Source organism: Mesorhizobium zhangyense, assembly GCF_011045115.1.
In the GTDB taxonomy this organism is placed as follows: Bacteria; Pseudomonadota; Alphaproteobacteria; order Rhizobiales; family Rhizobiaceae; genus Mesorhizobium_M; species Mesorhizobium_M zhangyense.
On record NZ_JAAKZG010000009.1, the window covers coordinates 188,903 to 213,743 of the forward strand.

17 protein-coding genes and 1 tRNA gene are annotated in these 24,841 nt (G+C 61.0%); 10 read left to right on the plus strand and 8 right to left on the minus strand.

The genetic code is table 11. From position 1 onward, the window contains the following. Positions 1-5: 5 nt before the first annotated feature. The gene (locus G6N74_RS20535) at positions 6-929 is read left to right on the plus strand and encodes a nucleoside hydrolase (RefSeq protein ID WP_165119880.1); all 924 of its coding nucleotides are present in this window, start codon (positions 6-8) and stop codon (positions 927-929) included. Between the two features lie 239 nt (positions 930-1,168). Here G6N74_RS20535 and G6N74_RS20540 read toward each other — a convergent pair whose 3' ends face one another. Next, on the minus strand, positions 1,169-2,311 hold the full coding sequence (locus tag G6N74_RS20540; RefSeq protein ID WP_165119918.1) for a M20 aminoacylase family protein: 1,143 nt from the start codon (positions 2,309-2,311) through the stop codon (positions 1,169-1,171). Between the two features lie 134 nt (positions 2,312-2,445). Between G6N74_RS20540 and G6N74_RS20545 the strand changes: the two genes are divergently transcribed. The 3 genes from G6N74_RS20545 to G6N74_RS20555 all read left to right on the plus strand — a co-directional run bounded on the left by G6N74_RS20545 (position 2,446) and on the right by G6N74_RS20555 (position 3,813). Then, on the plus strand, positions 2,446-3,147 hold the full coding sequence (locus G6N74_RS20545; protein WP_165119881.1) for a phosphoribosyltransferase: 702 nt from the start codon (positions 2,446-2,448) through the stop codon (positions 3,145-3,147). A 194-nt stretch (positions 3,148-3,341) separates the two neighbouring features. Beyond that, positions 3,342-3,415: transfer RNA gene (locus G6N74_RS20550), tRNA-Gln, on the plus strand. 227 nt (positions 3,416-3,642) lie between these two features. Next, positions 3,643-3,813 (plus strand): hypothetical protein, encoded by a 171-nt coding sequence (locus G6N74_RS20555; protein ID WP_165119882.1) that lies wholly within the window; start codon positions 3,643-3,645, stop codon positions 3,811-3,813. A gap of 61 nt (positions 3,814-3,874) precedes the next feature. Here G6N74_RS20555 and G6N74_RS20560 read toward each other — a convergent pair whose 3' ends face one another. Further along, positions 3,875-4,804 (minus strand): lysylphosphatidylglycerol synthase transmembrane domain-containing protein, encoded by a 930-nt coding sequence (locus G6N74_RS20560; RefSeq protein ID WP_165119883.1) that lies wholly within the window; start codon positions 4,802-4,804, stop codon positions 3,875-3,877. Between the two features lie 275 nt (positions 4,805-5,079). On the opposite strand from G6N74_RS20560, the gene G6N74_RS20565 reads away from it, so the two are divergent. Together G6N74_RS20565 and G6N74_RS20570 are read left to right on the plus strand one after the other, a co-directional pair. Continuing rightward, entirely contained in the window at positions 5,080-6,444 is a 1,365-nt protein-coding gene (locus G6N74_RS20565) for a Ppx/GppA phosphatase family protein (protein WP_165119884.1), read from the plus strand. Beyond that, positions 6,441-7,163, plus strand: coding sequence for an RlmE family RNA methyltransferase (locus G6N74_RS20570; protein ID WP_165119885.1), 723 nt, complete (start codon positions 6,441-6,443; stop codon positions 7,161-7,163). The genes G6N74_RS20565 and G6N74_RS20570 overlap by 4 nt, the downstream gene beginning before the upstream one ends. A 27-nt stretch (positions 7,164-7,190) precedes the next feature. On the opposite strand, the gene G6N74_RS20575 is transcribed toward G6N74_RS20570, so the two are convergent. From G6N74_RS20575 to G6N74_RS31200, 6 genes are all read right to left on the minus strand, one after another. Then, the gene (locus G6N74_RS20575; protein WP_165119886.1) at positions 7,191-8,606 is read right to left on the minus strand and encodes an MFS transporter; all 1,416 of its coding nucleotides are present in this window, start codon (positions 8,604-8,606) and stop codon (positions 7,191-7,193) included. Between the two features lie 194 nt (positions 8,607-8,800). Beyond that, positions 8,801-9,004: a hypothetical protein gene (locus G6N74_RS20580; protein WP_091911852.1), complete on the minus strand. Its 204-nt coding sequence runs from the start codon at positions 9,002-9,004 to the stop codon at positions 8,801-8,803. A gap of 265 nt (positions 9,005-9,269) precedes the next feature. Beyond that, positions 9,270-9,464: a hypothetical protein gene (locus G6N74_RS20585; protein WP_244537792.1), complete on the minus strand. Its 195-nt coding sequence runs from the start codon at positions 9,462-9,464 to the stop codon at positions 9,270-9,272. A gap of 166 nt (positions 9,465-9,630) precedes the next feature. Further along, positions 9,631-10,950, minus strand: coding sequence for a calcium-binding protein (locus tag G6N74_RS20590; protein WP_165119887.1), 1,320 nt, complete (start codon positions 10,948-10,950; stop codon positions 9,631-9,633). 128 nt (positions 10,951-11,078) lie between these two features. Further along, positions 11,079-13,220 (minus strand): beta strand repeat-containing protein, encoded by a 2,142-nt coding sequence (locus tag G6N74_RS20595; RefSeq protein WP_165119888.1) that lies wholly within the window; start codon positions 13,218-13,220, stop codon positions 11,079-11,081. 332 nt (positions 13,221-13,552) lie between these two features. After that, entirely contained in the window at positions 13,553-15,463 is a 1,911-nt protein-coding gene (locus G6N74_RS31200; protein ID WP_165119889.1) for a M10 family metallopeptidase, read from the minus strand. A 584-nt stretch (positions 15,464-16,047) separates the two neighbouring features. Between G6N74_RS31200 and G6N74_RS31205 the strand changes: the two genes are divergently transcribed. The 4 genes from G6N74_RS31205 to G6N74_RS31220 all read left to right on the plus strand — a co-directional run bounded on the left by G6N74_RS31205 (position 16,048) and on the right by G6N74_RS31220 (position 24,707). Beyond that, positions 16,048-18,612, plus strand: a complete 2,565-nt coding sequence (locus G6N74_RS31205) for a calcium-binding protein (protein WP_165119890.1) — start codon at positions 16,048-16,050, stop codon at positions 18,610-18,612. 438 nt (positions 18,613-19,050) lie between these two features. Continuing rightward, complete coding sequence (locus G6N74_RS31210) at positions 19,051-21,780, plus strand: M10 family metallopeptidase C-terminal domain-containing protein (RefSeq protein WP_165119891.1); 2,730 nt, start codon at positions 19,051-19,053, stop codon at positions 21,778-21,780. 197 nt (positions 21,781-21,977) lie between these two features. Next, on the plus strand, positions 21,978-23,288 hold the full coding sequence (locus G6N74_RS31215) for a calcium-binding protein (protein ID WP_165119892.1): 1,311 nt from the start codon (positions 21,978-21,980) through the stop codon (positions 23,286-23,288). Between the two features lie 168 nt (positions 23,289-23,456). Next, on the plus strand, positions 23,457-24,707 hold the full coding sequence (locus G6N74_RS31220) for a calcium-binding protein (RefSeq protein WP_281354020.1): 1,251 nt from the start codon (positions 23,457-23,459) through the stop codon (positions 24,705-24,707). Positions 24,708-24,841 lie beyond the last annotated feature (134 nt).

Consider the following 24,841-nt stretch of genomic DNA (forward strand, 5'->3'; position numbering starts at 1 on the left):
CCCTTATGCCAACCGCTCCCGCCCGCACCGTCGTCATCGACACCGATCCCGGCATCGACGATGCGGTGGCGATCCTACTCGCGCTGAAGTCGGCGGAATTCGACGTCAGGGGCATCACCACCGTTGCCGGCAACATCGGCATCGCCACGACCACGCGCAATGCCGGCCGCATCCTGGCGCTTGAAAACCGTGCAGATGTTCCCGTGGTTTCGGGCGCAGCCGGGCCGCTGTCGCGGAAGGGCTTTGACACCACCGAAATCCATGGCAATGACGGCCTTGGCGGCGTGGCATTTCCGGAACCGTTGGCTCCGGTGGCAGGCAACGATGCGCCGGCATGGCTGGCGAAACTGCTGGATGAACTGCCCACTGGTTCGCTCGATATCCTCGCGCTCGGCCCGCTCACCAACATCGCCCGGCTGGTGCAGGATCACCCGGCCTCGGCAAAGCGCATCGGCCGCGTCATCGCCATGGGCGGGGCGGTGCACGAGCCCGGCAATATCGGCCCGCGCGCCGAATTCAACATCGCCGCCGACCCGGAAGCGGCGGAAATCGTCTTCGCCGCCGGCCTGAACTTCACGCTGATCCCGCTCGACGTGACGCGCAAGGTGAGGGCGACGCGCGATTACACTGCAGCCCTTCAGGCGACCAGCGTGCCCGCGGCGAAGGCGTCCGGCGAACTCATCGACGCCTATTTCCAGTCGACCACCGGCGGCGAAAGCCGTCCGCTGCACGACCCTTGCGTGATGCTATTTGCACTGGATAAAAAGCTGTTCGGCTGCGAGCCGCTGAAAATTGCGGTCGATACGGGGACAACGCGCGACGCCGGCGCGCTGACCATCGATGACGAGAAGGGCGCTGCGATTTCCGTTGCGATGAAGGTCGATGGGGAAGGGGCGTTGAAGCTGCAGTTTGAGAGGCTGGTGGGCTGAGCGAGCAATGAACTAGCGGCAGCATTCCCCCTCTCCGTCGCGCTTCGCGCGCCACCTCTCCCCCGCAAGGCGGGGGCGAGGAACCGGCACTCACTGAGGCCTCGGCATTGCAGAACTTGGGTTCCTCGCCCCGCTTGCGGGGAGAGGTGGCTCGGCGAAGCCGAGACGGAGAGGGGGCTATTCTAGCGAGAACGATGAAGGCTATTTCTGCTCGACCTCGGCACCGTCGCCCAACACCCCTACACCCCCGCCAACTCCTGCTCCACCAGCGTCGTCCAGAACCGCACGCCGGCCGGTATAGCCGCGTCATTGAAATCATACCGGCTGTTGTGATGCAGCGCGCCATCCTCTGCCGGACCGTTGCCGAGCCAGACATAGGCGCCCGGCACTTCCTGGCTGAACATCGCAAAATCGTCGCCGGCGGTGGAGGGCGGGAACTCGGTCATCACCTTCTCGGCTCCAAGCGTGCTTTGCGCCGCCGCCAGCGCCCGCCGTGTCGCATCGCGGTCGTTCACCACCGGCGGCATCTGGCGGATGTAGCGATAGTCCGCCTTGATGCCGAAAAGCTGCGCCGAGCCCTGCGCCAGCGCGCCGATCTCTTCTTCGATCTGATCGCGTACGGCCGCCGAATAGGCGCGCGAGGTGCCGCCGATCTTCACCGTGTCGGGAATGACGTTCAGCGCCTCGAAGCTGCCGCCCTCGATCGCGCAGGCGCTGACCACTGCCGGCTGCAGCGGGTCGACCCGCCGCGCAACGATCGTATGCAGCGCCGTCAGGAACTGGCCCGCCGCCGTCATCGCGTCGCGGCCGAGATGCGGCTTGGCGCCATGTGTGCCGATACCGCGAAACGTCACCATCCAGCGGTCGGACGAGGCAAGCTGCGGCCCGGCCACCACGGCCATGCTGCCGGTGGCGATGCCCGGCATGTTGTGCAGCCCATAGACCGCATCGACCGGAAATTTTTTGAAAAACCCGTCCTCGATCATCGCCTTCGCCCCGCCGCGTCCTTCTTCGGCCGGCTGGAAGATAAAATGAACGGTGCCGGAAAAGCTTTTGCGCCGCGCCAGTTCGCGCGCCGCCCCCAGCAGCATCACCGTATGGCCGTCATGGCCGCAGGCATGCATCTTGCCCGGCGTGGTTGATTTGTAATCGCGATCCTCGGCGGTTTCGGGCATGGCCAGCGCGTCCATGTCGGCACGTAGCGCGATCCGCCGCGACCCGTCGCCAAGCTTCAGCGTGCCGACGACGCCGGTCTTGCCGAGGCCCGCATGAACCGCGATGCCGGCCTCGCCAAGCATCTTCCGGACGATGCCGCTGGTGCGGATTTCCTCGAAGCCGAGCTCGGGATGCGCATGAATATCGCGCCGCAGTGCCGCCAGCATCTCGAATTCCGCATGATCGTCTTGGCTCCCCGCTGTCTTCACCGTAAAACTCCGTCCGGCCCGGCCCATGCGAATCCTCGCGGCGCGCAGGGCCAGCTTCGCCGCATCTTCCTTCTGCAACAGAAAGATCCGTTTTGCCACTTGCCCCGCATGAATTCTGGCAGACCGTCTATCCCGCCGGAACTTTTGAGACGAACCCGCAGGACGGCTTCGCGGACCTCTATCCCGCAACGCTGCCGGACGGCCGCCAGATCGCGCTGCCCATCCGCGTGCTCCCGGGTGGCGAGGACAAGGCCGTGGCCTCGCTCATCGTCAATCAGGCAAGCTTTGGCGTGGAGGACGCACTTGCCGAGGCAATGGCAGCGCTTGCTAGCGCCTACCGCCCGGAAGCCGTCATCGGCGTGCCGACGCTCGGCCTGCCGCTGGCCAATGGCGTCGCGCGGCGGCTCGGCCACGCCCGCATGGTCGCCTTGGGAACCTCGCGCAAATTCTGGTACGACGACGCTCTCTCCGAGCCGATGAGCTCGATCACCAGCCCGGCCCATGCCAAGCGCATCTATGTCGATCCGCGCATGCTGCCGCTGCTACAGGGCAGGCGGGTGGTCGTGGTCGACGATGTGGTGAGTTCCGGCACGTCGATGCTGGCCGTGCTGCGCCTGCTGCGAAAGGCCGGCATCGAGCCGGTGGCCGCAGTCGTCGCCATGCTTCAGGGCGACAACTGGCGCGCCGCCCTTGGCCAGCACGACGCATCCTTCGTCCCGCATATCCACGGCGCGATCGCGTCGCCGCGCCTGAAACGCACGGCGCAAGGCACATGGCGGGCCGAGGAAGCCTAGGCGGCAAACTTATCGCCGAAGGCATTTTCGACCCTCGCATCATTCTTTCGATGCAGCGCATTCGAGGGCTTGATAGATGAGGCGGATGTGCTAAAAGGCGCCACCGAAAGGGAGCGGGTTTTGCCTGACCGGGGCAAAACGGTGCGTTGCACCAAACCGGCTCTTTCAGCCAAGCGATTGAAATCTCTCGCTTTTGGGGAATAGGTTAACGGTAGACCCACGGACTCTGACTCCGTTAGTCCTGGTTCGAATCCAGGTTCCCCAGCCAGACTTATATTCACAATCAGATCGGCTGCTTAGAGAATATCAGAAAAAGCCAACCGGAACAGTTTTCCGGGGCATTTTCCGAACTCGTGCGGCCGTTGCGCCTTGGCCTTCGCTGTCTCACTCTTTGATTCTGTCGCGGGGGCGACGATCCCCGCCAAACTCCAACCCTTGGCGCTTCACCTCGCCGACCTACATGTTAGGTTCTTACGAGAAACGGAGAATCAGGCGATGACGCGAAGCTTAGTGGTGTGGACTTTGTTGGGCGCTGTCGCCGTGCTTGCCGGCTGCCAGACAGCACCCGTGCAGCAGCAACCGGCAGGTATTTGCCGGGACAGGCCTTTTGAAGCCGGCCTGTGCTATCAGGACACCAACTGGCGGCTGTTCTCGCCGCGTTGGTAAGCGGCTCGTCGTGGCTTCGGGTGTGACATCGATTTGAGTCGCACCCGAGAGGGCCGCACTCTCATTCCCGCTGTGCGAACTGCGATTTCTCGAACACCAGCACCACGACCAGCGCCAGTATCAACGGGATGATCAGGTAGAACAGGCGGAACACCAGAAGTGCCGCCAGCACCGCCGCCGGGTTCATGTCCGAAAGCCCGGCGAGGAAGACGATCTCCAGAACGCCAAGCCCGCCCGGCGCATGCGATAGCAGCGCCACCGAAAACGAGATCACGAACACCCCGAGCACGATGAAATAGCCGGGGTTTCCCTGTTCGGGCAGGGCAAAATAGATGATCGCCGCTGCCGCCATCAGTTCGATCGGCCCGATGATCAACTGCCGCGCCACGATCGGCAGGCGTGGATAGTGGATTTGCAGGCTGCCGAAGCGCAGCGGCTTCAGGCCGAGCCAGCTTCCAAGAATGTAGAGGCCGATGAGCGCGAGAATCAGCCCGCCCGTCATCCGCGAGGCCGAAATCGGCAGGATGTCGACGAATCGCTCGAGCACTTCCGGCTCGGATAAAAGCAGGACGGCGCCAAGCAGCAGCGCGCCCAGCGCAAAGGTGAAGGAGCATAGCGCAACGAGAATGCCCACCTCCTGGCCAGTGAGCCCCTTGCTCGTATAGGCCCGGTAGCGGATCACGGCGCCCGAAAGCACGGAGCCGCCGATATTGTGCGACAGCGCGTAGGTGGTGAAGGAGCAGACAGTGATGAAGGCGAAGGAAACCTTCTTGCCCAGATGCATCAGCGCGATGTGGTCGTAGCCGGCAAGGGCGGCGTAGGCGACGATGGAACTCAGGCCCGCAAGTATCCAGCCGTGCAGGGGAATTGCCGCCAGGCCCTCGCCGACATCCTCGACCGATATGCCGCGCAGTTCGTGATACAGCAGCCAGACGGAAAAGCCGACAGCGCAGAGCCCGACCACGGGCCAGATGTAAGACTTCAGCTTCATCGCGTTCCGGCCATGCGCAGCGAGTGTCCTTTCGTGGCGTCTTCGTGGGGGAGCGCGCCAGAACCGGCCACGCTTCGCGGTAACGTCTTTCAGCAATGCCTTATCGAAGCCGGCTGTTCAACCGTCTACGTGGCGGCAAGTCGTCGCCCGGCTAAAATTCCTCAGGCTACCCTTGGTGATTGGTCGCCACGCTGCTATCGTTGTTTCAACTGAAAAATTCAAAAGCGTGTGCGGCGTCCGGTTCCGGTTCGCGCGGCGCAAAAAGGACATTCGACGTGGAAGACCGCGAACCCGGCGCAGAGGCGCCGGATGCGGGCGCGTACAGGGGGTTGCGGTCGCCGGATAGCGGCGCAGGCAACCCGCCGGCCAACCGGGAAAACCGGGCGCCGGGCCCTCGATCCGGCAACGGGCAGGCGAGGGCCGATGCACCGCAGCAGCCAGGAAAAGGCAAGAAACGCCGCAAGCGCAAGCGCGGCCGCAAGGTTTTTGCGCGCGACGGCGTAAAGCCCGATGCTGAAGGCAAGGCTTCGCCCGCAGCGCCAAGCGCGCCGGTCGTGGCCCAGAATTCGGCAGTCGCTGCCGCCCCGACGGCGGACAGGCGACCGAATGCGCCGGACAGGCAATACAACGCCGAACTGCCGGTTTTTGCCGCGCTCGATCTCGGCACCAACAATTGCCGCCTGCTCGTGGCTGTGCCGGGTCGCCCCGGCCAGTTTCGCGTCGTCGATGCCTTTTCGCGCATCGTGCGGCTGGGCGAGGGGCTGACGGCCAGCGGCCGCCTGTCGGATGCCGCCATGGACCGCGCCGTGGAAGCCTTGAAGATCTGCGCTGACAAGCTGCGCAGCCGCAAGGTCAGGCGCGCCCGTCTGATCGCCACCGAAGCCTGCCGCTCGGCCGCCAACGGCGTGGAATTCCTCGAGCGGGTCGAGGCCGAGGCCGGGCTCAAGCTCGAAATCATCGACCGCCAGACCGAGGCGCGCCTTGCGGTTTCCGGCTGCGGCTCGCTGGTCGAGCGTGACACGGACGGCGTCGTGCTGTTTGATATCGGCGGCGGCTCTTCGGAAATCGCACTGATCGATCTATCCAAGCAGCGGTCGCCGCGGCTTGCCAACCACATCGTTTCCTGGACCTCGCTGCCGGTCGGCGTCGTTTCGCTTGCCGAGCGTTTTGGCGGACGTCACGTCACGCCGGAGATTTTCGATGCCATGGTGGCGGATGTGACCGGGATGCTGTCAGCTTTCGAAGGCCGCGACCGCATCAACCACCTGATGGAAGGGTCGCGCTTTCACCTGCTTGGAACCTCCGGCACGGTCACGACGCTTGCCGGCGTCCATCTCGGGCTGGAGCGCTACGACCGCCGCCGCGTCGACGGGCTGTGGATGGACAATGCCAGCGTCGACCGCATGATCGAAAAGCTGCTCGGCTGGGATTTCCAGGCGCGCGTGGCCAATGCCTGCATTGGCGCGGACCGCGCCGATCTGGTGCTTGCCGGCTGCGCCATTCTGGAAGCCATCCGCCGCGTCTGGCCGTCGGAGCGGCTGCGGGTGGCGGACAGGGGTCTGCGCGAAGGCATATTGAGCGAACTTATGGCCGAGGACGGTGTCTGGCGGCGCAACTGGCGAAACGGACCACGGCAATGACTGGCCCAAAGAAACCCGGCAAATCCGGCCCCGGCGGCATACGCGTGCTCAAGACGCGCATCAAGAAGAAGAGCGGCCTCAAGGAATCGTCGCGCCGCTGGCTCGAACGCCACATGAACGATCCCTATGTCCAGCGCTCCAAGGCCGACGGCTATCGCTCGCGCGCGGCCTACAAGCTGATCGAGATCGACGACCGCCACCATCTGCTCAAGCCGGGCATGCGGGTGATCGATCTGGGCGCTGCCCCCGGCGGCTGGTGCCAGGTCGCGGCCGCCCGCACCAAATCGACGGCGGAAAATCCGCATGTCGTCGGCATCGACTATCTCGGCATGGACGCGGTGCCCGGCGCGCCGGTGTTGATGATGGATTTTCTCGACGATGACGCTCCGGCCAAGCTCCTGGAAATGCTCGGCGGCGAACCGGATCTGGTGCTGTCCGATATGGCCGCTCCCACGACCGGCCATCGCCGCACCGACCACATCCGCACCATGCATCTGTGCGAGGTCGCGGCCGATTTCGCCATTTCGGTACTGAAGCCCGGCGGGCATTTTCTGGCCAAGACCTTTCAGGGCGGCACGGAATCCACCCTGCTGACGCAGCTCAAGCAGAATTTCCGCTCGGTCCATCACGTCAAGCCGCCGGCCTCGCGCGAGGAATCGGCCGAGCTTTACCTGCTCGCCAAGGACTTTAAAGGCCGCGCCGCTCCCGACGAAGAGTAGGCGCGGACAGGCCGATCCACCGCCGCGTCAGGTTTGCGGCGGGGTCGCCTCGATCGCCTTGGCGGTGCGCCCGCCATAGCCCGACACCGCACTGCCGGCGTCCGGTGCCAGCCGCAGGAAAGACAGCGAAGCGACTGCCGAGACGGCGGCGACGATGAAGAACGCGGTGTGGAAGTCGGCCAGCGTCAGCGGCCCGCCATGTAGCTGCGTCGAGACTTCCAGTATGCCGCCGGCCAGCGCCACACCCAGCGCTACGCTGATCTGCTGGAAGACGGCGGTGATCGGTGTTGCCTTGCTGGTGTCGGCGTCGGAAACCTCGGCGTAGGCAAGCGCATTGACGCCGGTGAAGAACATCGAGCGGATGAAGCCGCCCATCAGCAGCATTCCAAGCATCAGCGCATAGGGCGTTTCGGGCGTGAAAAACCCGTTGATGGCGATCGTCGCGGCTGAAATCAGCGAGCCCGCGACCAGCACCCGGCGAAACCCGGCTGCCCTGAACAGCCAGGCTGTCACGAGTTTCATGCCGATCGCGCCGATCGCCGATACGAAGGTGATCATACCGGACTGGAACGGCGTCATGCCGAAGCCGATCTGGAACATCAGCGGCAGCAGGAACGGCACCGCTCCGATGCCGATGCGAAACAGGCTGCCACCCAGCACGGCGGACCGGAACACCTGGCTGCGGAAAAGCGACAGCGCCAGCAGCGGGTTTTGCTTGCGGCGTGCATGAAGCAGATAGATGACGCCCGATATCAGCCCGACGACGAGCGTTGCTATGCCCACGCTCGGGGGCAGGGCAGGCAGGCTGACCACGGAGAGGCCGAAGACCACGCCGGACGCCGCCAGGCCGCTGAGGATGAAGCCGGCGGTGTCGAGCGGTGGCACGCCTGCCGACTCGGTCTTCGGCAGGAAGCGCGTCGCCAGCCACATCCCGATCACGCCGATCGGCACATTGATCAGGAAAATCCAGTGCCAGGTGAAATAGGTGGTTATGAAGCCGCCGACGGGCGGGCCGACCAGTGGCCCCACCAGCGCTGGAATGGTCAGCCATGACATTGCGGCAACGAGTTCGTTCTTCGGCGTTGCGCGCACCAGCACCAGCCTGCCAACCGGCGTCATCATCGCGCCACCCATCCCCTGCAGGAAGCGCGACCCCACGAAAGCGGCTAGCGAATTGGACATGGCGCAGGCGACCGAGCCGATGACGAAGACGGCGATTGCGGCGCGGAACACGTTCTTTGCGCCGAAGCGATCGGCCATCCAGCCACTGACCGGAATGAACACGGCGAGCGAAACGAGATAGGCGGTGAGCGCCAGTTTCAGCGCGATCGGGCTTGTGCCGATGTCGGCGGCGATTGCCGGCAGCGATGTGGCGATGACCGTCGAATCCATGTTTTCCATGAACAGGGCGACCGCAAGGATAAGCGGGATTGTGCGATTCACGGAGTTTTCCAGGATATGAGGGCCGGTTGAAAAGGCTGCATGGGACAACTGCGCCGAGTTTACACGAGTCGCAGCCTATGTCGCCGCTTTTGGCCCCTAGGCAAGCCCCCGAGGTTGGGCCAGGGGCCGGAATGGCGCAAAAGCACGCTCAAATCTATGTGAGAAGGCGCATGCGCTGCCGTCATCCAATCTCGTCAGGCCCGCAAGGCGATCTTGTCGAGCAAAGCGAGGCTGGCGGGTTTTGCGGTTATCCTGACGGCCTCATCGAGCAGATCCACCGAATGAAGCATCGCCTCCAGCATGTCGGCAAGAGAGGCGCTATAGGAATCCCCGTCGTTGCGAAGGGCGATTATCCTGCGGGCTATCCCGTCGAAAGAATTGTCCAAATCCAGTAGCATCCGACCCCCAGGGGTATTTCGGTTTTCCGCCGGGGGCAGGCGAGAATCACCCAGGAATCTAACGACTTGCAGCTATCAGGCGCAAGCGGCGGAATTGCGTCCGTGGTTCAAGGGCGGGGAGTCTGGGCTCAATCGGCAGCATCGAAAACTCGTGACGAGCCGAGCGAAACACACCAGATGAGCGGTTTGAGAGGAGAAACTGGTGGGGCTACGCAGCACCAGCGCCCCACGCTTGCCAAGCTAGGCAAACGTGGTGAACAAATTGTTACCGAGGGCTCGATCTCTTGAGCGGAAACGCGATGACCTCGCCCTTCGGCGCCCTGTACTCGGCGGCAAGTGCCGCCTCGACAAGGATCTCGATGGCCTCGTTCATCTTTCGGCTGTCCTGGTCACTGCCGCGCAGATAGGTCTGCGCCTTTTCCAGGTGGTGCCTTACAGCGGCGAAATCCGATCGCAACATGATCCTCCATTCGCCCCCATCGCAAGGGTGGCGCAGGATACTTTCAAAACCGCGAACGAAAATGATTGGATTTTAGGAAATCGGCATATGCAGTGAGGTTATGCACAAGCAACCCCGCTGTTGCCGAGATGCCCTTGAAATGCCCGACGCCACCGCGCATCCCGCCTTACACGATGAAAAACTCGCCGGCCGTCATCGCAAGACCCGGCGCAAGCGTTGCGAATTTGATCGCAGCCGCACCGCCAAGGCCGTCCTTGTCGAACCAGAGGTCGCCCGTCGCCGGGTTGTAGATGACGCGGTCGCTCGCGTCTTGCGCAGCCGTACCGGTGTGGAACGCGTCTGCAGTCAGCCCGCCTTTCGCAAGGCCGGACAAATACTTTGTGTCCAGCTGGATCGTGTCCTGGGCGAGATTGTAGTCGTTGATCCTATCGATATTGGTGGAGCCGATAGGCTTGTTGAACACGAAGGTATCGTAGCCGTCACCACCGTTGAGGATGTCCTTGCCGCCCCCGCCGACCAGCGTGTCGTTACCCGCACCACCGCGCAGGATATTGTTGCCGGAGTTGCCGACAAGTGTGTTGTTGAGCGTGTTGCCGTTGCCGGCCAGGTCCGCCGTGCCGAGGAACTTCAGCCGCTCGACACGCGCACTGAGAATCCAGTCGACATAGGATCGCACGGTGTCATTGCCGGTGTCGGTCTCATACTCGATCACGCGGTCACCAGCCGACGAAACGATATATATATCGTCTCCATCCAGACCGCACAGGGTATCCTTGCCGGCCTTGCCGTCGATGATGTTGTTGCCGTAATTACCGTAGATTTCGTTGTCGAGGGCGTTGCCGGTAGCACTGGTGTTGTAAGGGCCCTTGAGAACCAGATTTTCAACCGCGCCTCGCGCGGCATATGCGTTTGAGAGACTGAAAGAGATGGTAGAACGAATGGTGTCGATGCCGTTCGAGCCGGCGCTGGCTTCATTTACCACATCGAGAGCGTTGTCGACGTCGTAACTATCATTGCCAGGCCCGCCGCTCATGAAGTCCTTGCCTTCGCCACCATAGACATAATCGTTTCCGGCCCCGCCACTCCAGACGTCATTGCCGTCACTGGCGGAGAAACTGTCGTTGCCTGCGCCCATGATGGCGATGTCGGGTCCGACGCCGCCGTCGACCATTACATTCCCAAGGATCGCAACAAAGGCATCGACCGAAGACGATATCGCGTTTAGGACTTTCATGTATTGCAGCGAGATCTCGCGCACTTCGATGAGCTTTAGACCAAGACTTTGCACCTCGATTTGGGTGACAACCCCGACACGGCCATCGAAGCCGCTGCCCTTCATGACAAACTTGTCACCGTTCGCGGCGGTCAGTGTAACCTGGGTCGGCGTAATTATCGGCTCCGCGTCGCTCTCAACGATCTTCTGTAAGAAGAAACGAAAGTCTTCTTTGCTGGCCTCTGCAATCTGCCCGATACTCAGGATAGACATTGCGCACCTCCCTTTTATACAGCGCGCGAGCGCATGCCGGGCGAAGCTAACATGTCGGCGGTATACTGCCTAGGCGACGCCTCAACTGACCTCCGGCTGGCCGTGTTCGCTGATCGTTGGGTTCTTTGCTAGACGACAAAAAAGTCGTTCGCCGTCACAGCCAGTCCGGCCGAGATCGAGGCGAATTTGATGGCGCCGGCGCTGCCGGTTCCGTCGCGATCGAAGAGCAGATCGCCGTTGGTACTGTTGTAGATGATGCGGTCGGTGGCATCGTGCGCAGCGTTGCCGACGTGAAATGCCGCCGGCGTCAGCCAGCCCACCGTCAGGCCGGTGAAGATGCCCTTGTTCAGCTGGATCGTGTCGTCGGCGACGTTGTAGTCGGTGATGGTGTCGACATTGTTCGGCCCGAGCACCGTGTTGAAGACGAAACTGTCTTTGCCTTCCCCGCCGACCAGCCGGTCATTGCCGAGATAGCCGGCAAGCGTGTCGTTGCCGGCGCCGCCGCGCAGGATGTTGTTGCCGCTGTTGCCGCCGATGGTGTTGGCAAGCGTATTGCCGTTTCCGGTCAGGTTGGCGGTGCCCTGAAGCTCGAGGCGTTCGATGTTGGCGCCGATCGTCCAGTCGATCGAGGAGCGGATCGTGTCGCGGCCTTCGCCGGACGCTTCGATGATGCGATCTCCGGTCGAGGAGACGATGTAGACGTCATCGCCGCCGCCACCGGTCAGCGTATCATTGCCCGGGCCGCCGTCGATCGTGTTGTTGCCCGCATTGCCGACGATGGTGTTGTTCAGAATGTTGCCGACGCCGTTGATGTTACTGACGCCCTGAAGTTCCAGTCGCTCGATGTTTTCACCAAGCGCCCAGGAGATGGAGGAGCGCACCGTGTCGGTGCCTTCGCCTGCCAGCTCGATCGTCTGGTCACCGGCGGTGTCCACGACGAATATGTCGTTTCCCAATCCGCCGATCAAAGTATCGCCGCCGCCGAGGCCGACGAGCAGATTGTTTCCGCCATCACCCACCAGGAGGTCGGTATGTTCCGATCCGATGACGTTCTCGATGCCGGTCAGCGTATCGCCTTCGGCATGGCCGCCAATTCCCGAACCGGTTTCCAGGCTGACGAAGACGCCCGCCGTCGAGGCAGTGTAGTCGGCAGTGTCTGAGCCGAGCCCGCCGACCAGGATGTCCGCGCCGCCGAGGCCGGTGAGCACATTGTTTCCGCCATCGCCCGTCAGGCTGTCTGCGTGCGCAGAACCAATCACGTTTTCGATGCCGGTCAGTGTATCGCCTTCGGCGTGGCCGCCAGTTCCTGAACCGGTCTCAAGGCTTATGATGACGCCGACCGTCGAGGCGGTGTAATCTGCGGTGTCCGTACCGAGGCCGCCAATCAAGCTGTCCGCACCGCCAAGCCCGATCAGGACGTCGTTGCCGGCCCCGCCATTGAGGACGTTCGCATCTGCATCGGTGCCGGTCAGCGTATCGCCAAAGGCCGATCCGGTGAGGTTCTCGACGCCGGTCAGTGTATCGCCTTCGGCATGGCCGCCGGTTCCCGATCCGGCCGTGAGGCTGACGATGACGCCTGCCGTCGAGGCCGTATAGCCGGCAGTGTCCGAACCGAGCCCTCCGACCAGGATGTCCGCGCCGCCAAGGCCGGCCAGCACATTGTTTCCATCACTGCCCGTCAGGCTGTCGGTGTGTGCTGAACCGGTGACGTTCTCGATGTTGTACACAGTATCGCCGCTGGCATAGCCGCCGGAAATCTGCAGGAAGAGGCTCAGGTCTATCGTTACGCCTGCCGTGGAGTTGGTGTAGCTGACGGTGTCATTGTCACCGCCGCCGTCCAGGGTTTCGGCATTAGCACCGGCAATCAGCGTGTCGTTGCCGCCATAGCCGTAAAGCCTTTCGGTATCGTGTCCCGAACGCAGCGTGTCATCAAAAGCCGTGCCATAGAATCGTTCGAAGCCGCTTCTCGCTACTGTCCAGTAATAGCCTATGGGTGTGCCGTCCAAATGATGGATGCTGCTGTAACCGCCCAGGTCGTCGTCGGCAAAAACGATGCCCTGGGTGTAGCTCTGGTAGTCCAGAGTATCGTAGCCTTCACCAGGAACATAGAAGGCCCTAGTCCCTGCGCCGATGATGATATCATCTCCGGCGAGGGCAAAAACATGATCCCCCGGGCCGTAAGCGAAGTGGCTAAAACCCGGAGGAAGGTCAGGAACGACACCTATCGGGGAAAAATAATCGTTGAGATCAGTGCCGGTAATGTCTGCCATCACGTCATCCCGCCGCGAATTCGCCGAAACCCTTAATGGGCAGATGCAGCAGCCAACCAAAGCGTGCAACACCCAAATGGGTGGACCTTGCTATCGAGAAGAAACGAGGTCTGGTTGATCTGGGCGCGCTCATGATGAGGCCGGACTGGCGCTATCAATAAACGTCGGGCTAAAGAGGATGGGAACGTCGGCTCACTTCATGTCCGGCACTACGCAGGCCAGACAGAGCGTCGTCGGCTCTCGGTATTCTTCGATCGGAGGGTTTTACTTCCGGCTCCGGGCGATGACGCCTGCGGTCGAGCGCTGTGGCTGTCCTGATAACGCGGTCTTCACTACACGATAAAGAAGTCGCCGGCCGTCACAGCCAGTCCGGCCGAGATCGAGGCGAATTTGATGGTGCCGCCGCTGCCGCTTCCGTCGCGGTCGAAGAGCAGGTCGCCATTCGCGCTGTTATAGATGATGCGGTCGTTGGCGTCATGCGCGGCAGTGCCGATGTGGAACGCCACCGTCGCCAGCCAGCCCGCTGCGAGGCCGGTGAAGATGGCGTTCTCCAGCTGGATCGTGTCCTGGGCCGGGTTGTAATCGGTGATCTTGTCGATGTTGGTGACACTGTGCGCGGCGTTGAACAGGAACGTGTCGTTGCCTGAGCCGCCCACCAGTGTGTCCTTGCCGCCACCGCCGACAATGCGATCGTTGCCGGCAGCGCCCCGCAGGACATTGGTTCCGCTGTTGCCGATGAGGGTGTTGTTGGACCCGTTGCCGTTGCCGGTGAGATTGCTGGTGCCCATAAGCTCGAGGCGCTCGATATTCGCAGCCAGTGTCCAGTCGACCGAGGATTTGACCACGTCCGAACCTTCGCCGGCGAGTTCGATGGTCCGGTCGCCTGCGGAGGTGACGATATAGGTGTCGTTGCCGGTGCCGCCATAAGCGGTGTCAGCCCCGGCACCACCGGTCAGGTAATCGTGGCCGGCAGCACCCCGCAGTGTGTTGGCACCGCTGTTGCCGACGATCGTGTTGTTCAGGCTGTTGCCTGTCCCGACAAGATTGGCGGTTCCCTGCAACTCCAGCCGCTCGATATTGGCTCCGAGTGTCCAGTGGGTATAGGCCCGCACAATGTCGGTGCCCTGGCCGGCGGATTCGATTGTCCGATCGCCGGTAGACGACACGATATAGATGTCGTTGCCGGTACCCCCGATCATGGTGTCGTTGCCGATGCCGCCGTTCAGCGTATCGTTGCCGGCATTGCCGACGAGCCTGTCGTTGCCTGCGCCGCCATCGAGGTAGTTGGCGACACCGTTGCCGGTGAGCGTGTCGTGGCCGCTGCCGCCACGGGCGTCTTCTATGACGACGCCGGGTCCGATCGTCACGGTGGATCGCGAGGATTGCCCGTCAGTGAAGAAGATCGCCTCGCTCAGGTCGCTGAAGCTTCCGGGATTAAGGTTGATCGAACTGTTTTCCGAGCCGTTGTAGACGATCCTGTCGTGGCCGGCGCTGTCGTTGATTGCTTGCCAGTAACGCGTGCCGTCATTGAAAGTGTAGGTGGAATTGCCGCTGTTGATCGTGGTGTTCTTGCCGTAAAGCGCCTGGATCGCCAGAAGGTCGTAATACATCGGCGTGGTTGGATAGAATGACGCGTAGTTATCATCTTGCACCGACCAGGGCGAAGCAGTGTAGCTCATGACGGTATAGAAGAGATTGTCGAGATTTTCCGGGATGGTGTTCTCTCCCGCGAACGGGTGCTTCAAACCGAGCGTATGGCCCACCTCGTGCAGGATCGAGTAGTAGTCAAAGGTGCCACGAGCGATATTCGCGCTCCCAGTCGGGTTGAAGTCAGTCCAACTAAACCAGACATCACCGGCCGAAGGATGATCGACCGGCAGATAGGCATAGGCGGCAGCGGTTGCGTCGATATTTTCCGTATAGGCAAAGCGCAGTTCCCCGACCGTCGACGAATTGTCGGCAACTTCGGTGAAACGGATGTTGGCGGAATTCGACCAGGCCGAAAGGACGTCACGCACCGCCGCTCGTTCGCCGGTGGAGAGCTGCGACCAGCTATCCCATTCGTAGCTGCTCGAATAAGGGGTGATGTGGTAGGCTGTTCCGGTCGGAAAGCTGTAGGTCAGGGTCACGCCGGTGCCTGCGCCGCCGCCCCATTTGGCACCGTAGATCAGAGAGATGGCGTTGCCTGCCACGGCAGGATTGACGTCTGAAACCGGCACATAGTTCTGAGTTGGAGAAGCCACTGTTCACTCCCTGCGACCGCAACTTGACCTCGAATCACGGCAATCCTGCCACAACATTGCAACAGACCGTGCATGGGAAGTACCTCCGAAGGGAGGTGAACAGGAAATTTCCGTGCCGGGCGCTGCTTGCCGGCAACCCTTGGAAGTCTGCCGCCATCCGGCAGAGCTGATCGCGCGGCCTCATCCTTTTGAGGTATTTGAAATAAGCGACTTCCCGTATTACGCGAATTGCGGGGTGCGGTAAGTTGTGCAATAAAGATTCGCCCCCAAGTAACCGGCCGCACGTAGCGAGCCTGAACCAGACTATCGGTAGAGTGAAAGGAGGCTCTTTGGCACTTATCGAATAATCGATTTCTGCGTGGCCTGACGCGAGGTTTCTCCCGGCCAGGCATGAAGCTCGATATGGATGCCAAGGAAACAAGAATACCCGGACGCGAAACAGCGAGATGTCCGGGCCTTCTGAACAAGAACGTCAGAACAACCTTCAGCAAATTCGATCCTGAGTGAACCTGCCCGTCGATGTCCGTCCGGATGTCGGGGAGGGCTCGGGAAGTTTTTGCCAACAGAACGTGGGACCAACACACATGACTACTCACACATTTGCGACCCGCGGCTGGGGCAAGGAGACCATTTCCGGCTTCACGCCCGTCAGCGACAAGATCGATCTGTCGGCGCTCAACGTGGCCGATTTCGCCACGCTGTCGCGCTACATCTTCACCGACAGCCTCGGCAATGCCGTTATCAAGCTCGGCTACGGCGGCAGCTATGAATGGATCACGCTGGAGGGCGTTTCGGCCTCGTCGCTGAATGCGTCGAGCTTTATCTTCAACGGCAGCTCCTCGGATCTGACCGTCAATGGCACCACCATCTATGATGATGTGCTGTTTGGCGGCAACGGCAACGACACGCTGAACGGCCAGAGTGGCGGCGATACGCTGAACGGCGGCGCCGGCAATGACAAGCTCATCGGCATGGGTGGCGACGATACGCTGGTCGGCGGTGCCGGCAGTGACACCTTTGCCTACATCGGTCGCGAGTTCGGCAGGGATACGATCAAGGATTTCGTGCCGGGTACCGACAAGATCGATTTGTCGGCGCTCAACGTGGCCGATTTCGCGACCCTTTCGCGTTACATAACCACGGACAGCCTCGGCAACGCCGTCATCAAGCTCGGCTTCGGCGGCAGCTATGAATGGATCACGCTGGAAGGCGTTTCGAAGGCGTCGCTGGGCGCATCCAGCTTCATCTTCAACACCAATCCGGCGGGCCTTACGGTCAACGGCACCACCATCTATGATGATGTGCTGTTTGGCGGCAACGGCAACGACACGCTGAACGGCCAGAGTGGCGGCGATACGCTGAACGGCGGCGCCGGCAATGACAAGCTTATCGGCATGACTGGCGACGATACGCTGGTGGGTGGCGCCGGGAGCGACACCTTTGCCTATACCGATCGCGAGTTTGGCCGGGATACGATCAAGGATTTCGCACCCGGTACCGACAAGATCGACCTGTCGCTGTTGAATGTCGCAGACTTCACCACCCTGTCGCGGTTCATCACCCAGGATTCGCTTGGCAATGCCGTCATCAAGCTCGGCTTCGGCGGCAGCTATGAATGGATCACGCTGGAAGGCGTCTCGAAGGCGTCGCTGACTTCGTCGAGCTTTATCTTCAACACCAATCCGGCAAATCTTACGGTCAACGGCACCACCATCTATGACGATGTCCTGTTCGGCGGCAATGGTCATGACACGCTGAACGGGCAGAGCGGCGACGACACGCTGAGCGGCGGTGCCGGCAACGACAAGCTCATCGGCATGACCGGCAACGACATGCTGATTGGTGGCGCAGGCAACGACACCTTCGCTTTCCTGGCCCGCGAATTCGGCCGGGATACGATTGCCGACCTCAAGAGCGGCGACAAGATCGACCTGTCGTTGCTGAACGTCGCCGATTTCGCCACGCTGTCGCGCTTCATCACGCAGGATGCCAACGGCAATGCTGTCATCAAGCTCGGTTTCGGCGGCAGCTATGAATGGATCACGCTGAACGGTGTCTCGAAGGCGGCGCTGAATGCATCGCACTTCATCTTCAATACGAATGCGGCGGCCCTGACGGTCAATGGCACCAGCATCTACGATGACGTCCTGTTCGGCGGTAATGGCGGTGATACGCTCAATGGGTACAGCGGTGATGACAACCTGAACGGCGGTGCCGGCAATGACATTCTCTACGGAATGGAAGGCCACGACACGCTCAATGGTGGTTCCGGCAACGACCGCATGCAGGGTGGCACGGGCAACGACATCTACTATGTCTCCGCGGCAGGCGACCAGACCATCGAAGCCGCAAATGAAGGCACCGATACCGTTCGCTCCTACATCAGCTGGGCATTGGGTGCCAATATCGAGCGGCTCGAACTGCTCGGGACGGAGAACCTGAATGCCAATGGCAACACGCTGAACAACACCATCTATGGCAATGCCGGCAACAACACCATCGATGGCGGTGTCGGCAACGACTACATGGCGGGCGGCGCGGGCAACGACCGCTATGTCGTCTCGGCTGTCGGCGACCAGGTGGTGGAGTTGGCCGGGCAGGGCACCGATACGGTTCTGGCCTATGTCAATTTGAGCCTCGGTGCCAATGTCGAACGGCTCGAAATGCGCGGCACTGCCAATCTGAGCGGCAACGGCAATTCGCTCGCCAACACGCTCGTTGGCAACAGCGGCAACAATGTGCTGCGCGGCGGCGATGGCAACGACACGGTGTCAGGCGGCGCAGGCAACGACACGCTTGTGGGTGGTAACGGCAGCGACTCGCTGACGGGCGGCGCGGGAGCCGATACCTTCGTCTTCGACGCCCGCCTTGGCTCGACCAACATCGATAGGATCACCGATTACGTCGCTGCCGACGACACGATCCGGCTGGACGATTCCGTCTTTGCCGGCCTTTCCCTCGGCAAGCTGGCTGCGAGTGCATTCCACGTTGGCACCTCGGCGCACGATGCTTCCGACCGCATCATCTACAACAAGACGACCGGGGATCTCTGGTTCGACAAGGACGGCCTCGGCGGCGCGGCAGCCGTCAAATTCGCGACGCTGACGCCCGGTCTCGCCCTCAGCGCGGGTGAGTTCTTCATCGTCTGAGGTCTGAAGTACAAAAAAGCCCGCCACTCCGAAAGGAGTGGCGGGCTTTGATTTTTTAGCGGCGAGGCCGTTCCCCGATTTTCTCAAGTTCAAGTCGACGATTGCCCGTATTGCGCGAATTGCGACGTCCCGTAAGTTGTGCAATAAGAATTTTCCTCCAAGTAATTGGCGGAGAGTGCGAGTCTAAACGGACTATCCAGAAGAAGTGAAAGGAGGGGTTTCTTGGCAAAATCCGGTTGATCTTTTCCGGGTCGATGCCGTCTGTCAGGGACATGAAGAAACAGGGGTATGACATCGCGAGATGTCGGGGCGTTAGAAATCATAGGTTGGCATAACCTTCACCAAATTCGATCTCGAGTTGATATCACCTTCGCCTGGCTAATGCTTGGGAGGCGTGTTGTGTGAGGAATATTGCCTATCCAGATATGGGAACAATACATGGCAACAATTAACGGTGACGATGGCAATAACCCAAATCTCGTGGGGACGAGTTCGGGTGATACAATTGACGGCAAGGGCGGCGACGACACCCTCAATGGCATGCGCGGCGACGACACGCTGATCGGCGGCGCGGGCAACGACATTTTTGCTTACACCACTCGCGAGTTCGGCCGGGACACGATCAAGGACTTTACGCTCGGGCAGGACAGGATTGACCTGTCGGCCCTGAATATTGCCGACTTCGATACACTGTCGCGCTACATCTTCACGGACAGTCTCGGCAATGCCGTGATCAAGCTCGGCTTCGGCGGCAGCAATGAGTGGATCACACTGGAAGGTGTAATCGCTTCGACGCTGACTTCGTCGAGCTTTATCTTCAACACCAATCCGGCAGCCCTGACGGTCAATGGCACCAATTTCTATAGCGATGTACTGTTCGGCGGCAACGGCGACGACACGCTGAACGGTTACAGTGGCGCCGATACTCTGAATGGTGGCGCGGGCAACGACATGCTCATTGGCATGGCGGGCGACGATACGCTGGTGGGCGGAGCCGGCAACGACATCTTCGCCTACACCGCCCGTGAGTTCGGTCGTGATACGATCAAGGACTTCACGGTCGGGCAGGACAGGATCGATCTTTCGGCGCTCAACGTGGCCGATTTCGCGACCTTGTCACGCTACATTTCCACGGACAGCCTCGGCAATGCCGTGATCAAGCTCGGCTTTGGTGGCGGCTATGAGTGGATCACGCTGGAAGGTGTTCCGGCTTCGACGCTGAAAGCGTCGAGCTTCATCTTCAACACCAGTTCGATAGGCCTCACGGTCAACGGCACCGAGTTCTACAGTGATGTCCTGTTCGGCGGCAATGGCGACGACACATTGAACGGCCTCAGCGGCAGCGATACGCTGAATGGTGGTGCAGGCAACGACAAGCTCATCGGCATGTCTGGCGATGACACGCTGATCGGTGGTGCGGGCAGCGATATATTTGCCTATACTGCCCGCGAGTTCGGTCGGGATACGATCAAGGACTTTGCGCCGGGTACCGACAAGATCGATCTGTCGCGGTTCAATGTTGCAGACTTCGCCACCCTGTCGCGGTTCATTACCCAGGATTCGCTTGGCAATGCCGTTATCAAGCTCGGCTTCGGCGGCAGCTATGAATGGATCACGCTGGAAGGCGTCTCGAAGGCGTCGCTCAACGGATCGAGCTTCATCTTCAACACCAATCCGGCAGCGCTGACGGTTAACGGCACCAATTTCTACGGCGACATCCTGTTCGGCGGCAACGGCAACGATACGCTGAACGGCCTGAGCGGCAGCGATACGCTGAGCGGCGGCGCCGGCAACGACAAACTCAACGGCATGACCGGTGATGACATCCTGGTCGGCGGCGCCGGCGACGACACATTTGCATACACTGCTCGAGAGTTCGGCCGGGATACGATTGCCGACCTCAAGGCGGGGGACAAGATCGACCTGTCACTGTTTAATGTCGCCGACTTCGGCACGCTGTCGCGTTTCATCACGCAGGATGCCAATGGCAATGCCGTCATCAAGCTCGGCTTTGGTGGTACTTCGGAATGGATCACGCTGAATGGCGTCTCGAAGGCGGCGCTGAACGCATCGCACTTCATCTTCAACACCAATTCGGCAGATCTGACGGTCCACGGTTCCAATTTCTACGGCGACGTCCTGTTCGGGGGCAATGGTGGCGATACGCTCAATGGGTACAGTGGGGATGACAACCTCAACGGCGGTGCCGGCAATGACATTCTCTACGGAATGGAAGGCAACGACACGCTCAACGGGGGCTCCGGCAACGATCGTATGCAGGGCGGCACCGGCAACGACATCTACTATGTCTCCGCGGCCGGCGACCAGACCATCGAAGCCGCAAACGAAGGCACTGATACCGTTCTCTCCTATATAAGCTGGACGCTTGGTAGCAATATAGAGCGGCTTGAGCTGCTTGGGGCAACCAACCTGAATGCTACCGGCAACACGCTGAACAACACCATCTATGGCAATGCCGGCAACAACACCATCGATGGCGGGCTCGGTAATGACTACATGGCCGGCGGGGCCGGCAACGACCGCTATGTCGTGTCGGATGTCGGCGATCAGGTGGTGGAGTTGGCCGGGCAGGGCACCGATACGGTTCTGGCCTATGTCAATCTGACTCTCGGCGCCAATGTCGAACGCCTTGAAATGCGCGGCACTGCCAATCTGACCGGCAACGGCAATACGCTTGCCAACACGCTCATCGGCAACAGCGGCAACAACGTGCTGCGCGGCAGCGGCGGCAACGATACGCTGTCCGGTGGAGCAGGCAATGATACGCTGGATGGCGGTACCGGTAATGATGTGCTGGTCGGTGGCACGGGCAAGGACACGCTGACGGGCGGCGCGGGAGCCGATACCTTCGTCTTCGACGCCCGCCTCGGCTCGACCAACATCGACAGGATCACCGATTACGTCGCTGCCGACGACACGATCCGGCTGGACGATTCCGTCTTTGCCGGCCTTTCCCTCGGCAAGCTGGCTGCGAGTGCATTCCACGTTGGCACCTCGGCGCACGATGCTTCCGACCGCATCATCTACAACAAGACGACCGGGGATCTCTGGTTCGACAAGGACGGCATCGGCGGCGCGGCAGCCGTCAAGTTCGCCACGCTGACGCCCGGTCTCGCCCTCAGCGCGGGCGAGTTCTTCATCGTGTAGGTCTGCTCCAAGGGGGTAATTCGGCTTTGAGGAATGCCGTATCGACGACGGTCCTGGACCGCCGTCGATGCGGCTTCTGCCGTGCGTTGAATTCTTTTGCCTCAACCGTCGAGACCAACGAAAAATACAATGAGGGGTTGAAAGAAGGTTCCGGTCCGCCATATCCGACCTTCCCGTCAACGAGGTGATGATACGAAATGGCAGTAATTCCAGGAGGCCCCGGAAACGATTCCCTCAATGGAACATCCGGAGACGACACGATCACCGGTCTGGGGGGTGACGATTGGATTTTCGGCTGGGAAGGCAGTGACAGGATTTACGGCGGTGACGGCAACGACACCCTTTACGCCGATTATTATGACGACACGCATCGGGACAGTCCGGGCACGATCAACTGGGTCTATGGCGAAGCCGGCGACGACGAGATTTACGGCGGCTCCGGTGCGAACATTCTCGACGGCGGCACGGGCAACGACACCATCTACGGCGGCTCCTCCGGCAGCACGATTTATGGCCGCGAAGGCAATGACGGCATTATGGGCAGCGATGAGGTCGACCATATCTATGGCGGCGAAGGCGACGACCGTTTGTCCGGCCTTGGAGGCAACGACTATCTCGACGGTGGCGCCGGCAAGGACAGGATGACTGGCGGGGAAGGTGATGACATCTACATCGTCTCGTCCACCGGCGATCAGACATTCGAGTATGCCGGAGAGGGCATCGATACCGTCAGATCCTATATCAACTGGACGCTTGCCGACGAGGTCGAACGGCTTGAGCTGATCGGTACTGGCAATTTGATTGGAACGGGCAACAGGTTTGCCAATACGCTTATCGGTAATGCCGACAGCAATGCGCTGTATGGCGGGGCCGGTCACGATTTCCTTGATGGCAAGGCCGGCAAGGACAGCATGTATGGCGGCACCGGCAATGACATCTATGTCGTTTCCTCGACCGGCGACCGCATCATTGAATCAGCCGGCGAAGGCGCAGACACCGCGCGCTCCCATATCGACTGGACCCTGGGCGCCAACCTGGAGCGGCTGGAACTGCAAGGCAGCGCCAGCCTGACCGGCAACGGCAACACGCTCAACAACACGCTGGTCGGCAATGACGGCAAGAATATCCTGCGTGGCGGGGCCGGCAACGACACGCTGAATGGCGGCAAGGGATCGGACACGCTGGTCGGCGGAGCCGGCAACGACACGTTCCTGTTCAACGCCCCGCTCGGCTCGACCAACATAGACAAGGTCAACGACTATAACGTCGCGCAGGACACGATCCAGTTGGAGAATGGCGTCTTCACCGGTCTCGCGGCGGGCTGGCTTTCGGCCGGCGCTTTCCACACCGGGGCTGGCGCCCACGATGCTTCCGACCGCATCATCTACAACCAGACGACGGGCGACCTGCTGTTCGACAAGGACGGCCTGGGCGGTGCAGCGGCAATCAAGTTCGCAACGCTCACACCCGGACTGGCGATGACGGCTGGAGACCTTTTCGTCGTGTAGGCTGCCGAGCGCGTCAGTCTTCAGAGTGCCGGGAGGGCCTTGCCGCACGTGGCTGCTGGCCCTGACGCCGACGTTGACATAGTTTAGCGGTTCCTGAGGAGGAACCAGGCGATGACGACTATTGAGGTCTCTGGCCAAGAGTGGATGGGTACCGACTTTCGCGCCCAAATGCAGGAGTATATTGACTGGGCTGGCCCCACCACCGTCGTAAAGGCCGGGACCCAGCTTTCTATAACAAGAGGCGATCCTGAAGGATTGTTTGGCCGTGCGCACTGGAGTGGAACCAGCTTTGGATACGCTACCACAAACGATGATGACCCGACCCCTATCTCTGGAATAGCTACCGAGTTCCATCTCTTCCGCTCCGATGGATTGGTTCCAGAACTAAATTTCAGCGAATTCTCGGTTTCGTTGGTCGATAGCTACAATGCTCTTTCTACGTCGATCGACGCATTTCTCGACCTCCTCGGTGATATTGAATTCTTTGGAGGGCAGGGGATTGATTTCGTCCAGCTGGGATCCGGCAACGACACATTCCGGGGTAACGGAGGTCATGACACGTTTTACGGCATGGGCGGGAACGATACGCTGTGGGGTGGCGGAGGTGATATGCTTTATGGAGGCACAGGCAATGATGTCTACATTGTGACTGTTCCCGGAGACACGATCACCGAGCTGCCCGGCGAAGGTTACGACACGGTAAACGCCTACAGAAGCTGGATCCTGCCGGACAACGTCGAAAAGCTCGTATTGGTCAATCGCGCGCTGAATGGCACGGGCAATGCTCTCGACAATATGCTGGTGGGGAATTCCTGGAACAACACGCTCGATGGCAAGGCCGGCAACGATACATATGTCGTGTCGACCGGTGATCGAACGATCGAACTTGCCGGCGAGGGCACCGACACGGTGCGTTCCGACGTCGACTGGATTCTCGGAGCCAATATCGAGCGACTGGAGTTTCTCGGCCCGGCCGATCTCACCGGCAACGGCAACACGCTCAACAACACGCTTGTCGGCAATGACGGCAAGAACATCCTGCGCGGAGGGGCCGGCAACGACACGCTGAGCGGCGGCAAGGGATCGGACACGCTGGTCGGCGGCGCCGGCAATGACACCTTCGTGTTCAATAGGTCTCTCGGCGGGACCAACATCGACAAGATCAACGACTACAACCCCGCTCAGGACACGATCCAGCTCGACACGAAGTATTTTACGGGCCTGGTCGCCGGCTGGCTGGCTGCCGGTGCATTCCATACTGGCACAGGCGCCCACGATGCCACCGATCGCATCATCTACAACGCGACGACCGGCGACCTGCTGTTCGACAAGGACGGCCCGGGCGGTGCGCCAGCCTTGAAATTCGCCTTGCTCTCGCCAGGATTGGCGATGACCGCCAATGACTTCTTCATCGTCTGATCTGTCCTGGTATTATGACATCAGGTCTTGCCATGCGCGGTTTCTTGACCTGGCCATTTTGACAGCAGGGCCATCGCCGTTGGCGAACGCTGGACGCAGGCCCTGAAGCCAAAATCAACATAGTGTAGCGTTGC